At 70.0% G+C, this 12,624-nt stretch carries 12 protein-coding genes; 7 read left to right on the top strand and 5 right to left on the bottom strand.

All coding sequences use genetic code 11. The annotated features are described in order from the left end of the window. Positions 1-3 precede the first annotated feature (3 nt). Both BLS95_RS09550 and BLS95_RS09555 read left to right on the top strand, forming a co-directional pair. Positions 4-1,635 carry a M48 family metallopeptidase gene (locus BLS95_RS09550; RefSeq protein WP_245764953.1) on the top strand — a complete coding sequence of 544 codons (1,632 nt, stop codon included), beginning with the start codon at positions 4-6 and terminating at the stop codon, positions 1,633-1,635. After that, positions 1,632-2,729 carry a glycosyltransferase family 4 protein gene (locus BLS95_RS09555; RefSeq protein ID WP_245764954.1) on the top strand — a complete coding sequence of 366 codons (1,098 nt, stop codon included), beginning with the start codon at positions 1,632-1,634 and terminating at the stop codon, positions 2,727-2,729. Before BLS95_RS09550 ends, BLS95_RS09555 begins: the two co-directional genes overlap by 4 nt. Positions 2,730-2,732: 3 nt before the next feature. Here the strand turns inward: BLS95_RS09555 and BLS95_RS09560 are convergent, their stop codons facing one another. The 5 genes from BLS95_RS09560 to BLS95_RS09580 form a co-directional block, all read right to left on the bottom strand. After that, complete coding sequence (locus tag BLS95_RS09560; protein ID WP_090930557.1) at positions 2,733-3,650, bottom strand: carbohydrate ABC transporter permease; 918 nt, start codon at positions 3,648-3,650, stop codon at positions 2,733-2,735. Next, positions 3,647-4,519 (bottom strand): carbohydrate ABC transporter permease, encoded by an 873-nt coding sequence (locus BLS95_RS09565; protein WP_090930558.1) that lies wholly within the window; start codon positions 4,517-4,519, stop codon positions 3,647-3,649. The genes BLS95_RS09560 and BLS95_RS09565 overlap by 4 nt, the downstream gene beginning before the upstream one ends. Beyond that, positions 4,519-5,799, bottom strand: coding sequence for an ABC transporter substrate-binding protein (locus BLS95_RS09570; protein WP_090930559.1), 1,281 nt, complete (start codon positions 5,797-5,799; stop codon positions 4,519-4,521). The genes BLS95_RS09565 and BLS95_RS09570 overlap by 1 nt, the downstream gene beginning before the upstream one ends. A gap of 472 nt (positions 5,800-6,271) precedes the next feature. Then, entirely contained in the window at positions 6,272-6,655 is a 384-nt protein-coding gene (locus BLS95_RS09575) for a hypothetical protein (protein ID WP_090930560.1), read from the bottom strand. A gap of 210 nt (positions 6,656-6,865) precedes the next feature. Next, positions 6,866-8,614: an AMP-dependent synthetase/ligase gene (locus tag BLS95_RS09580; protein WP_090930996.1), complete on the bottom strand. Its 1,749-nt coding sequence runs from the start codon at positions 8,612-8,614 to the stop codon at positions 6,866-6,868. A gap of 145 nt (positions 8,615-8,759) precedes the next feature. Between BLS95_RS09580 and BLS95_RS09585 the strand changes: the two genes are divergently transcribed. The 5 genes from BLS95_RS09585 to BLS95_RS09605 all read left to right on the top strand — a co-directional run bounded on the left by BLS95_RS09585 (position 8,760) and on the right by BLS95_RS09605 (position 12,624). After that, the gene (locus BLS95_RS09585) at positions 8,760-9,527 is read left to right on the top strand and encodes a metallophosphoesterase family protein (RefSeq protein WP_090930561.1); all 768 of its coding nucleotides are present in this window, start codon (positions 8,760-8,762) and stop codon (positions 9,525-9,527) included. Positions 9,528-9,600: 73 nt separating this feature from the next. Beyond that, positions 9,601-10,038: an SRPBCC family protein gene (locus tag BLS95_RS09590; RefSeq protein ID WP_090930997.1), complete on the top strand. Its 438-nt coding sequence runs from the start codon at positions 9,601-9,603 to the stop codon at positions 10,036-10,038. Position 10,039: 1 nt separating this feature from the next. Continuing rightward, on the top strand, positions 10,040-11,251 hold the full coding sequence (locus tag BLS95_RS09595) for an ArsA family ATPase (RefSeq protein ID WP_090930562.1): 1,212 nt from the start codon (positions 10,040-10,042) through the stop codon (positions 11,249-11,251). 39 nt (positions 11,252-11,290) lie between these two features. Next, positions 11,291-11,677 (top strand): DUF5304 family protein, encoded by a 387-nt coding sequence (locus tag BLS95_RS09600; RefSeq protein WP_090930563.1) that lies wholly within the window; start codon positions 11,291-11,293, stop codon positions 11,675-11,677. 14 nt (positions 11,678-11,691) lie between these two features. Next, entirely contained in the window at positions 11,692-12,624 is a 933-nt protein-coding gene (locus BLS95_RS09605) for an ROK family glucokinase (protein WP_090930564.1), read from the top strand.

Genomic DNA, 12,624 nt, shown 5'->3' on the forward strand with positions numbered 1-12,624 from the left:
CATGTGAGGGAACGGCGAGAAACGGACGAACCATCCCAGGAGAGCGCCCATCCCGGCACACCGCCCACCGCCGTCGCGGACCCCACAAGCGCCCACCGCCCGCGCACGGTGGGCTCTGAACGGCCCGGAGACGACGCGAACCCGGCGGGGCCGCAGCGGCTCCCTGAGGACACCGGCCCGACGGACGCGAACCGGCCACACGACGCGGGAGGCCCGGCGGCGGCCGAGCGGTCGGACGACGGGCTGAGCCCTGCGGAAGGGGAGCGGGTGCCGGACTCCGGCGGCCGGCCCCGGCGGACGAAGGCGATGCCGGGCACAACGGAGACTCAGGAGGCCGGGTGGGGGCATGGTGGAGGCGTGTCCGTGACGAGCGGTGAGCAAGACGAGGGCGCCGGCGACCGGCGGTTGAGGCGGCAGGCCGGGGTGGCGCTGGCGCTGCTGGCCGTCGTGCTGGTGGCCGTGGCGGGGTTCAGCACCCCGTGGGGCGTGCTGGCCGCGGGACCACCCGATCCCGCCCGGGACTTCACCGCCGCGCAGATCGCCAGGGCCCAGGCGTTCGACGCGATGACGAGCCTGCCCAGCTATCTCGCCCTGATCATCACGATCGTGTTCGCGGTGGTGCTGGTCGTCACCCCGTTCGGGGCGAAGGTGCTCGGCCGGCTGAGAGGCCCGTGGTGGCTGCGGGTGATCCTGGGCGTCGTGGTGATCAGCCTGATCACCGAGGCGCTCAAGTGGCCGCTCGGCATGTGGTTCGAGACGCTGCTGCGCGACTACGGCCTGTCCACCCAGAACTGGACGACCTGGACCGCCGACCGGCTCAAGAGCCTGGGCGTCGAGATCTTCCTGCTCTCCCTGACGCTGCTGGCCCTGGTGGCGCTGGCGCGCAAGATCAGGCGCTGGTGGATCCCGGCCGCCGCGGGCGCGTTCGCGCTGGTGGTGGTGGCGTCGTTCGCCTATCCGGTGGTCTTCGAGCCGCTGTTCAACGACTTCACCTCCATGCGCCAGGGCCCGCTGCGTACGAACCTGCTGGCCATGGCCGCGCGTGACGGCGTCCCTGTCGAGGACGTGCTGGTCGCCGACGCCTCGCGCAGGACGACGGCGCTCAACGCGTACGTGTCCGGCTTCGGCGCCACCCGCCGGATCGTCGTCTACGACACGCTGCTGCGGGCCCCGCAGCCCGAGGTGGAGCTCGTCGTGGCGCACGAGCTGGGCCACGCCAAGCACGACGACGTGCTCTACGGCACGCTCGTCGGCGGCCTGGCCTCCGCGCTGGCCGCGATCGCGCTGTTCCTGATCTTCGGCCCGGTACGGCGGCGCGCCGGCGTCACCTCGATCACCGATCCCCGCGCGGTCGGCGCGCTCCTGGGCCTGACGACCCTGGGCTCGCTGCTCATCAGCCCCGCCCACAACCTGCTCAGCCGGCACATCGAGGCCAGGGCCGACGAACACTCGCTGCAGATCACGCGGGACCCGGCCACGTTCATCGCGATGCAGAAGCGCCTGGCAATCACCAATATTTCCGACTTGTCGCCGGATGCGGTGGAATATGTGCTCTATGCCTCCCATCCCTCCAGCCCCGAGCGCATCGCCATGGCCCGCGCATGGGCCAAGCTGAACGGCGTCCCAGTGCCGTGACGGACGCCACGACCAGCGTGGTCATCGTCACGAACGACTTCCCGCCCCGCGCGGGCGGCATCCAGTCGTTCGTCCACGGGCTGGCGCTGCGAACGCCGGGCGTGGTGGTCTACGCCCCCGCCTGGCCGGGTTGCGCGGAGTTCGACCGGCGCCAGCCGTTCCGCGTCGTCCGGCATCCGACGCGGCTGATGCTGCCCACCCCGGCCGTCGCGCACAGGGCGGCCGGGCTGGTGGCCGAGCACGGCGCCGGCACCGTCGTGTTCGGCGCGGCGGCGCCGCTCGGCCTGCTCGCCCCGCGCCTGCGCCGGGCGGGCGCGCGGCGCGTGGTGATGCTCACCCACGGCCACGAGGCGTCGTGGGCGGGCGCGCCGGGGTTCCGCGCCACGCTGCGCAGGATCGGCCGGCACGCCGACGTGGTGACCTATCTCGGCGACTACACCCGCGAGCGGCTGGCCGCCGTCATCCCGGCGGCCAAGCTCGTACGGCTCGCGCCCGGCGTGGACGTGGCCCAGTTCCATCCCGGGGCGCGCAAGGCGGAGCTGGGCCTGGCCGGCCGGCCGGTCGTCGCCTGCGTGTCCCGGCTGGTGCCGCGCAAGGGCCAGGACCAGCTCATCAGGGCCTGGCCCCTGGTGCTGCGCTCGGTGCCGGAGGCGGTGCTGCTGCTGGTGGGCGACGGCCCCTACCGGCGCACCCTGGAGCGGCTGGCGGCGGGGCGGGAGTCCATCAGGTTCACCGGCACGGTGCCGGCCGCGAGCCTGCCCGGCTACTACGCGGCTGCCGACGTGTTCGCGATGCCGTGCCGTACCCGGTGGCAGGGGGTGGACGTGGAGGGGCTCGGGATCGTGTTCCTGGAGGCGTCCGCGACCGGGCTGCCGGTGGTGGCGGGGGCGTCCGGCGGCGCGCCCGACGCCGTCAGGCCCGGCGAGACCGGGCTGGTCGTGGACGGCACGGACGTGGCGGAGATCGCCCAGGCCGTGGTCGAGTTGCTGAGCGACCCGGAGAAGGCGCGCAAGATGGGCGCGGGCGGCCGCGACTGGATCGCCCGCGAATGGGCCTGGGACCAGGTCGCGGCCCGCTTCCACACCCTTCTGTGAGAGTCAGCCCTTCGTCGACCCCAGCGTGAGCCCGGCGACGAACTGCTTGTGCAGGAGCTGGAAGACGATCAGCGTCGGCAGCGCCACCAGCATCGATCCGGCCGCCAGCAGGTTGTAGTCGGTGAAGAACTGGCCGCGCAGGTTGTTCAGCGCCGAGGTGACGGGCAGCTTGTCGCCCGAGGACATCAGCACCAGCGCCCACAGGAAGTCGTTGTACATCCAGGTGAACTGGAGGGTGGACAGCGCCGCCAGCACCGGCCGGCACAGCGGCAGCGTCAGCCGCCAGTACCGCTTCCACACCCCCGCCCCGTCCACCAGCGCGGCCTCGCTGATCTCCTCCGGGATCGTGCGCATGAAGTTCGCCATCACGAAGACGCAGAAGCCGAACTGGAACGCCACGTGGATGAGGATCAACCCCAGGTAGGAGTCGTAGAGCGACTGGGAGTCCGACAGCCACCCGGGCAGCGGGACCAGGGTGTAGACGGTGTAGAGGGGAGTGATGAGCACCTGGGGCGGCAGCAGGTTCCCGGCGGTGAACACGATCAGCAGCACCTTGCGCCCCGGAATGCGCAGCCGGGCGATCGCGAACGCCGTGAACGACGCCAGGAACAACGTGATCACCACGCCGGGCACCACGATGATCAACGTATTCAGATAGTAGTGCGGCAGCTCGGCCTGGCTCCACGCCTGACCGTAGTAGTCCAGCGTGAGGTGCTCGGGCAGCGAGAGGTAGCCCAGGCGGCCGGTCTCCTCGTACGGGCGCAGCGACGCGTACAGGGCCAGTGCGAGCGGCAGCAGCCACCCCAGCGCCACCAGGACGAGGAAGGCGTGCAGCAGCACCCGCAGCGGACGCACCGGACGCCGCGCGGGAGGACGCCGGGCCTGGGAGGGAGGGGCGGAGGCGGGCGCGGTGAGCGTCATCGCTCCTCCCTGAACAACTGCGACAGGTACGTCACGATGAACCCCAGCGAGATCGCCAGCAGGATCACCGCGATGGCCGAGCCGAACCCGATCCTGCTCGCCTCGCCCACGATGTTCTCCGTGACCAGCACGGACAGCAGCTCCAGCCCGTTCCTGCCCTTGTTGATGGCGTAGACGATGTCGAACGCCCGCAGCGCCTCGATCACCGTGATGACCAGCACGATCACGTTCACGGGCCGCAGCGTGGGGAAGACCACCCGGAAGAACGACTGCCGCTCGTTGGCCCCGTCGATCGCCGCCGCCTCCTTCAGCGCCGGATCGACCGCCTTCAACCCGGCCAGGTAAATGATCATGACGTAGCCGACGTGCCGCCAGGCGGCCGCCACCATGACCACCCAGATGTTGACGGAGCTGTCGCCGAGCCAGTCCACGGTCAGCCCGGTCACCGCGTTCAGCACGCCGTAGTCGGAGGAGTAGACGAGCTGGGCGATGAAGCCCACTACGGCGAGCGATAGTACGACGGGCATGTAGAGCGCGCTCTGGTAGACCCGTGACAACCGCAGCCGCCGGTCCAGCAGCACCGCGCAGAACAGCCCGAACGGGGTCGCGACCAGGCCGAGGAAGCCCAGCCACAGCAGGTTGTTGCGGACCGCCGACCAGAACGGCGGGTATTCGGCGGACAGGTCGTGGTAGTTCTGTCCGCCCACCCACTCGATGGGCCCGATGCCGTTCCAGTCGGTGCCGGACAGTCCGATGGAGGCCAGTGTGGGCGCCCAGATGAGACCCAGGTTGACGATGACGGCCACCCCCAGCCCGATGACCAGGACGGTCATGTCGCGGGCGGAGTAGCGACGGGTTCTGACGGCCATCAGCGGAAGATGTTGGCCTTCTGCTTCTCGATGCTGGCCAGTAAGGGGTCGATCTCGTCCGGCTTGCCGACGAACGTCTGCAATGAGGGGATCATCACGGTGGAGGCGAAGTCCGGCCGCGTGTCACGGTCGAGGAACTGGGCGATGTGCGTGGCCTTCGACACCAGCTCCGCGCCGCGCTTTTGCAGGGCGCTGTAGCCGGAGGTGTCGGCCTTGGAGCTGGCCGCCAGCATGCCCGGGTCCAGCTTGGTGGCGATGTTCTGCGACGAGGGCTGGGCGAGGAGCTTGAGCAGGGCCTTGGCGCCGTCCACGTTCTTGGCCTTGGCGGAGAGCATGTAGCCGTCGATGGGGGCGTCGATCGAGTCGGTGCCGTACGCCGGGTCGACCTCGGGGAAGGTGAAGAAGTCGAGGTCGTCGAGATCGGCCTCGGGGAACTGCTGGGCCACGAACATGCCGAGCAGGTACATCCCGGTCTTCTTCTGCGCGAGCGACTGCCCGGCCTCCTGCCACGTGCGGCCGAGCGCCGCGGGCTGGTGGAACTCCATCAACCCGCGCCAGGTGTCGAAGACCCGCCGCACCCGCGGGTCGGTCCAGGACTCCTTGCCGCCCATGAGCGAGATGTGGAAGTCGTAGCCGTTCATCCGCATGTTGAGGATGTCGAACGTGCCCATGGCCGGCCAGCCGTCCTTGTCGGCGAAGGCGATCGGGATGATCCCGTCGGCCTTCATCCGCCTGGCCAGCGCGGTGAACTCGTCCAGCGTGGCCGGGGGCGCGTATCCCTTCTCCTGCCAGAGGCTCTTGCGGTAGAAGACCGCCCACGGATAGTACGTGGACGGCACGAAGTACTGCTTGCCGTCGGTGCCGGTCGACTGGTCCTTGAAGGCCTGCGTGTAGTCGGCGCCGATCTCCCGCCACACGTCCGAGATGTCGATGGCCAGCCCCTGCTCGGCGAAGAACTGCATGCGGTATCCCGCGAACCAGGTGAACACGTCGTCGGGCGTGCCGCGCAGGTAGCGGTTGATGTTCTCCTGGAACGTGTTGTGGTCCACGGTGTTGATTTTCGTCGTGGCCTGGGTGAAGGCTTTGACCTGGCTTTCGAGGGATCTCTTCGGGATCTCGTCGGAGGCGTTCGAGCCGATCGTGACCGTGCCGAGGTTGCCGGAGGCCGTGCCTCCGGGGGCGGGTGTGTCGGAGCCGCATCCTACGAGGGCGGCTGGGACGCCGAGCGCGGCGGCGCCGAGCAGGAGATTGCGGCGGGAGATCGGCAGACGTTGGGCCATGGTGGGTTCCTCCTTGCCGGACCCTTCAGATTCCCCCGAGTTCGCTCACCTTTTTCATCGAAAAACGAACATTTCTGACTGTCAACGCACGGTTTAATGGCGAATTGACCACATTCCCCATGTCTCCGGCCGTGTCATGATGCGAGCGGCACTGTTCGAACCTGTTTGGATCTGGTGAGGCGATGCTCCGCGCCACAGCGTCAGCAGGCGATTCTGAAGCTCGTCAGGCATGAACACGGGTGACCACCGTCGGCTCCACCGGGCGGCGTGCGCACCCCGTCCGACGCCCTGGTGGGACCCGTGGCGGTGGCCGCGATCCGCGAGCTCAACGCGACCTGCTGTTCCTCGGCGTCCGAGCGCGTGAGGGATCTCATCATCGCCGACAAACCCGACCCCGCCCTACCCCGCCCGCGGACATGAAAAGGCGGGCCTGTGACGAACCAGGCCCGCCTGTCGGTGCGGAATCAGCCGATCAGTTGACGTCCAGCTTGCGCTGGATGGCAACGAGAACCTTCAGTATCTCCGTCTGACCCACCACCAGGCCCTTCTGGCCCTCGTGCAGGCTCTTCTGTCCTTCCTGCAAGGTATGTACCTGCTCCTGCAGGCCCTTCTGGCCCTCCTGCAGGGCATATACCTGCTCCTGCAGGCGCTGCTGGCCCTGCTGCAGGTCGGTGATCTTGAGGTCCATCATCGTGAACCTGGCTTCGACCTTGGCGTCGAGCTCCTTGACGCGGTTGTCGACGGCGTTGATGCGGTGCGTGAGGACCTCTCCGAGCTCCCGGATGTCCGCCCGGATCTGAATGTGCTCATTTTCGATCTTGGTGCCGAATTCCATGGCGGCTTCCTTGATGCTCATCTTGATCTCCCCTACCGTTGTGGGTAAGGGACCGGGGATGTTAGCGATCTCCGGTCCCGCTTCTTTGCCAAGAGGATACCCCTCGGATCGCCGCTCAAAGGCCGAAGTCGAAAGAAGATTCCCCTGGTCAGGGGGAAGGTTGGGGCTTAAATCGGAAAGTATCGGCAAATGTCATGACGCCATTTTTCGGACGGTCCTACCGACACACGGTCAGTGCGTGTCGTAGAGTTCGTCGATTTCCTGGGCGAAGTCGCGCATGACCAGGTTGCGCTTGACCTTCAGCGTAGGCGTGAGATGCCCGCTGTCCTCAGTGATGTCCCTGTCCAGGATCACGAACTTCTTGATCTGCTCGGCCTTCGACACCGACAGGTTCGCCCGGTCCACGGCCCCCTGGACTTCGGCCAGCACCTTCGGGTCCGAGCGCAGCTCCTTCACCACGGCCCCGGCCGGCAGGGCCTCAGGGTCGAGGGTGATCAGGGCCGCCACGAACGGCCGGCCCTCGCCCACCAGCATGGCCTGGGAGATCAGCGGGTGGGCGCGCAGCGCGTCCTCCAGCGGACCCGGGGCGACGTTCTTGCCCGCCGCCGTCACCAGGATCTCCTTCTTGCGCCCGGTGATCCGCAGGTAGCCGTCGGCGTCCAGGTCGCCCACGTCGCCGGTGTGGAACCAGCCGTCGGGATCGAGCACCTCGGCCGTGGCGGCGTCGTTGTGCCAGTAGCCGGGGAAGACGTGCCTGCCCTTGGCGAGGATCTCACCGTCGTCCGCGATGCGCAGCGTGACGCCGGGCAGCGGCTTGCCCACGGTGCCGATCTTGTTGGCGCCCGGCATGTTGACCGAGCAGGGCGCCGTGGTCTCGGTCAGACCGTACCCCTCGAAGACCTCGATGCCGACGCCCCTGAAGAAGTGGCCGAGCCGGTCACCCAGCGCCGAGCCGCCGCACACCGCCGCCGCGAGCCGCCCGCCGGTGGCCGCGCGGAGCTTGGTGTAGACCAGCCGGTCGAACAGCGCCCGCCTCAGCCGCAGCCCGAGCGGCGCGCCGCCGGAGCTCTCGGCGCGGCTCCAGGCCACCGCCGTGTCCACCGCGCGGGCGAAGATCTTGCCCTTGCCGCCCGCGATGGCCTTCTGCTCGGCGCCGTTGTAGACCTTCTCGAACACGCGCGGCACGCCCAGCAGGAACGTCGGCTTGAAGTCCTGCAGGTCGGGCGCGACGTTCTTCATGTTGGGGGTGTGCGCCAAGATCGCGCCCGCCTCGATGAGCACCACCTGGATGATCCGCGCGAAGATGTGCGCCAGCGGCAGGAACAGCAGCGCCGCCGGCTCCTTGATGGCGAACAGCGGCTCCAGCGGCCCGCGCAGCACGTTGAGCGCGGTGAAGAGCAGGTTGTCGTGGGTGATCCGGCAGCCCTTGGGCCGCCCCGTGGTGCCGGAGGTGTAGACGATCGTGGCCAGGTCGGCGGCGGCGACCTGCTGCCGGCGCTCCTCGACGGCCGTGGCGGGCACGTCGCCGCTGTCCGGCGTTCCGTCCACCCGCCAGATCGCCTTCAGCTCGGGCGCGGCCTCGCGCACCGTCTGCTCGTGCGCGTCCAGCTCCACGAACACCGCCTTGGCCGCGCTGTCGGACAGGATCCACCTGACCTGCTCGACCGAGGACGTCTCGTAGATCGGCACGGTGACCGCGCCGATCGCCCAGACGGCGTAGTCGACCAGCGTCCACTCGTAGCGGGTGCGCGACATCAGCGCGACCCGGTCGCCGTGCTCGACACCCGCCGCGATCAGGCCCCTGGCCACCTCGACCACCTGGTCACGGAACTCGGCCGCGGTGACCACCGGCCATCCGGCGTCGGTCTTGCGCCGCATCACCACGGCGCCCGGCTGCTGCACGGCCCGCTTGAAGACCGTGTCGGTCAGGCTCGCGGAGGCAGGCACGTCGACCAGGACGGGAACGCTGTACTCACGCACGAACAAACTCCTCTCCGAGGGGATCGCCGACGTTACCGGGTAGAAAAACCCACCGGTAGCCTCTGCCCGCCGCTCGTGGGGCAATCCTCACGCTAGCAGTCACCGCCGAGCCCGCCGCCCAGCCGGGGGCGCCTAGGATTTGCCCATGAGGGTCCATGTTGTGAGCGACGTGCACGGCCGGGCCGACGCGCTGGCCAGGGCGGGCGACGGCGCGGACGCGCTGGTCTGCCTGGGTGACCTGATCCTCTTCATCGACTACGCCGACCACGCGCAGGGCATCTTCGCCGACCTGTTCGGCGCGGACAACGCGGCCGTGTTCATCGGGCTGCGGACCGCCAAGCGGTTCGACGAGGCCAGGGAGCTGTCGGCGCGGCTGTGGGCCACGCTCGACGGCGACCCCCGCGAGCACATCGAACGCAACGTACGCGCCCAGTACGAGACCCTCTTCGCCGCCATGCCCGCCCCCGCCTACCTCACGTACGGCAATGTGGACATCCCACGGTTGTGGGCCGACTACGCCCGTCCCGGGCACCACGTGCTCGACGGGCAGGTCGCGGAGATCGGCGGCCTGCGGTTCGGGTTCGTCGGAGGCGGCCTCAAGACCCCCTACCGGACTCCGTACGAGCTGGCCGACGAGGAGTTCGCGGCCAAGGTGGAGGCGGTCGGCGCGGTGGACGTGCTGTGCTGCCACATCCCGCCGGCGGTGCCCGAACTGCTCTACGACGTGGTGGCCAGGCGGTTCGAGCGGGGGAGCGAGGCCACCCTGGAGCTGATCAGGCGTACCCAGCCGCGATACGCGCTGTTCGGTCACGTGCACAACCCCCTGCACCGGCGCACGCGCGTGGGACGCACCGAATGCGTGAACGTGGGTCACTTCCGCGGAAGGGGCGTTCCGTACGTGCTCGAATGGTGATCCGCCGCCCCGCCGGGGAGCGTGAGTCCGGCGTTCCGCCGCAACCGGAGGAATCTGCACTACCGTGGTCGGCATGGCAGATCGCACCACGTCGAGCACCACCATCAGCGCCGATCGCGCCGAGATCATGGCGGTCATCGCGGACTTCCCCAGCTACCCCGAGTGGGCCGGGCAGGTCAAGAGCGCCGAGGTCCTCACCACCGACGCGGACGGCAGGCCGGAGACGGTGCGGTTCACCCTCGACGCCGGCATGATCAGCGATACCTACACCCTCGGCTACGCCTGGCAGGACGGCGACGGCGTGAGCTGGCAGGTGGTCGAGCCCGGCAAGATGGTCGCCCAGCTGCGCGGGAGTTACCGGCTCGCCGAGACGGGCAGGGGCACCGACGTGACATACGAGCTGACGGTCGACCTCAGCGTGCCGATGATCGGCATGATCAAGCGCAAGGCGGAGAAGGTCATCGTGGACACCGCGCTCAAGGGTCTCAAGAAGCGCGTCGAGGGCAGTTGAGTTGAGCCCACGAGTCCTGCTCTTCACCGGCAAGGGCGGCGTCGGCAAGACCACGGCCGCCGCCGCGACCGCCACCCTCGCCGCCGGCCGCGGGCTCAAGACGCTCGTCGTGTCGACCGACACCGCCCACTCCCTGGCCGACGCGCTCGCCGTCGAGCCGGGCGAGATCGCGCCCGGCCTGCACCTGCACCAGGTGGACACGCAGAAGTCGCTGGAGCGCCACTGGGGCGAGCTGCGGGACTACGCCCAGGGGCTGCTGACCGAGCTGGGCCTCGACGAGATCACCTCCGAGGAGATCACGGTGCTGCCCGGCGCCGAGGAGGTCATCGCCCTGCTGGAGCTGCGCGAGCACGCCCGCGAGGGCCGCTGGGACGTGATCGTGGTCGACTGCGCGCCCACCGCCGAGACGCTGCGGCTGCTGGCCCTGCCGGAGGCGCTTGACTGGCACGTCACCAAGCTCATGCCGGTCGGCCGCAAGATCATGCGGGTGGTGTCGCCGTTCGTCCGCAGCGTGGCCCACGTCAGCACCCCGGGCGAGGACGTCATGAGCGCGGGCGAGCGCTTCCACCGCGGCCTGATGGAGGTGCGCGACCTGCTCACCGGCGACCACGCCTCCGTCCGGCTCGTGCTGACGCCGGAGTCCGTGGTGCTCGCCGAGGCCAGGCGCACCCTGACCTCCCTCAGCCTGTACGGCTACCGCGTCGACGCCGTCATCGCCAACCGCGTCTTCCCGGCCGGCGGCGCGGACCAGTGGCGTACCCAGTGGGTGGAGGCACAGTCCAGGCTGCTGACCGAGGCGGAGCAGTCGTTCGCGCCGCTGCCCGTCCACGTCGTCCCGTACCTGCCCGCCGAGCCCGTCGGCAGGCAGGCGCTGGCCGAGCTGGGCGAGGCGATGTACGGCGGGCACGACCCGTTCGCCGCCCACTCCGTCGAGCCCCCGCTGAGGCTGAGCACCGACGAGCTGACCCTCGCCCTGCCCGGCGCCGACCGGGGCGAGGTCGACCTGGCCCGCAAGGGTGACGAGCTGATCGTCACCGCCGGGCCCTACCGGCGGATCCTGGCCCTGCCCGCGGCCCTGGCCCGCAGGCGGATCAGCGGCGCGAAGCTCCGCGACGGCGCCCTGCGCGTCCGGTTCTCCGCGCCCGACGACACGCCCGAAGACGCGGAGACTGGATTACGGTCTACCTCGGGGAGCGAATCCGTCACTTCATGAGTTGAGAGGATGAGCGACCCCATAAGCAGGGAGGGCCACATGACCGAGAGCAACGAAAGAGACCCGATCGGGACCGTCGCCGACGAGGCGCGCAAACTGTTCGAGTCGATCCAGGGGCGCGCCACGCGCCAGGTCGGCAAGAGCGTGCTCAACTCGTTCACCGGCGGCGGGCGCAGGGAGCGGGACGTCTGGGAGGAGGCCGTGTCCGAGCCCCACGACGAGTACATCTGCCGCGCCTGCCCGGTCTGCCGGGCCATCGCGGCGCAGCGTGAGTCGGGTTCGGACGTCACCGGGCACCTGGTGGCCGCGGGCGGCGAGCTGTTCGCCGCCTTCCGCGGCGCGCTCGACGCGCTGAGCAGGCCCGCCCCCCGCGGGCCCCGTGAACGTGATCGGCGTGGCGACGTCGAGCACATAGATCTGGGATAGGAGAAGACGGGGCAATGCTCACGATCGGTGTCGACATCGGCGGGACGAAGGTCGCCGCCGGTGTGGTCGACGAGAACGGCGAGATCGTCGCGGAAACGCTCAGGCCGACCGCCGCCGACCGCCCCGACGTGGTGGCCGAGACGGTGGCCGACGTCGTTCGCGAGCTGGCCACGGGCAGGGAGATCGAGGCCGTGGGGGTCGGCGCGGCCGGGTTCGTGGACGAGAGCCGGTCGATGGTGCGCTTCGCCCCCAACCTCGCCTGGCGCGAGGAGCCGCTGCAGAAGAAGATCAGCGGCCTGGTCGGCCTGCCGGTGGTGGTGGAGAACGACGCCAACGCCATGGCCTGGGGCGAGACCAGGTTCGGCGCCGGCCGCGGCCAGTCCCACGTGGTGTGCATGACGCTCGGCACCGGCATCGGCGGCGGCCTGGTCTTCGACGGCTCGCTCTACCGCGGGCGCTGGGGCATGGGCGCCGAGATGGGTCACATGCAGGTCCTGCCGGGCGGGCGGCCGTGCGGCTGCGGCAACGTCGGCTGCTGGGAGCAGTACGCCAGCGGCCAGTCCCTCGTCAAGGAGGCCAGGGAGATCGCCGCGGCCCACCCGGAGCGGGCCCGCATCCTGCTCGGGCTGGCCGGCGGCACCATCGAGGGCGAGGAGGTGACCGAGGCCGCGCGCCTGGGCGACGAGGCCTCGCTCGCCTCGTTCGCCAGCTTCGCCGACTGGCTCGGCCAGGGCATGGCCGACCTGGCCTCCGTGCTCGATCCCGGCTGCTTCATCCTCGGCGGCGGCGTCTCCCGGGCCGCCGACCTGTTCCTCGACCGGGCCCGCGCCGCCTTCGCCGAACGGCTCACCGGGCGCGGACACCGGCCGCTGGCCGAGATCCGGCTGGCCGAGCTGGGGGCCTCCGCCGGCATGGTGGGCGCCGCCGACCTGGCGAGGCTGCGGTAG

The sequence above is a fragment of the Nonomuraea jiangxiensis genome, from assembly GCF_900099965.1.
GTDB classification, from domain to species: Bacteria; Actinomycetota; Actinomycetes; order Streptosporangiales; family Streptosporangiaceae; genus Nonomuraea; species Nonomuraea jiangxiensis.

Bases quoted from the DNA above. Each gene is read 5' to 3' on its own strand.
- BLS95_RS09560 (WP_090930557.1), bottom strand. From the start codon at position 3,650: ATGACGCTCACCGCGCCCGCCTCCGCCCCTCCCTCCCAGGCCCGGCGT.
- BLS95_RS09565 (WP_090930558.1), bottom strand. From the start codon at position 4,519: ATGGCCGTCAGAACCCGTCGCTACTCCGCCCGCGACATGACCGTCCTG.
- BLS95_RS09570 (WP_090930559.1), bottom strand. From the start codon at position 5,799: ATGGCCCAACGTCTGCCGATCTCCCGCCGCAATCTCCTGCTCGGCGCC.
- BLS95_RS09575 (WP_090930560.1), bottom strand. From the start codon at position 6,655: ATGAGCATCAAGGAAGCCGCCATGGAATTCGGCACCAAGATCGAAAAT.
- BLS95_RS09585 (WP_090930561.1), top strand. From the start codon at position 8,760: ATGAGGGTCCATGTTGTGAGCGACGTGCACGGCCGGGCCGACGCGCTG.
- BLS95_RS09590 (WP_090930997.1), top strand. From the start codon at position 9,601: ATGGCAGATCGCACCACGTCGAGCACCACCATCAGCGCCGATCGCGCC.
- BLS95_RS09600 (WP_090930563.1), top strand. From the start codon at position 11,291: ATGACCGAGAGCAACGAAAGAGACCCGATCGGGACCGTCGCCGACGAG.
- BLS95_RS09605 (WP_090930564.1), top strand. From the start codon at position 11,692: ATGCTCACGATCGGTGTCGACATCGGCGGGACGAAGGTCGCCGCCGGT.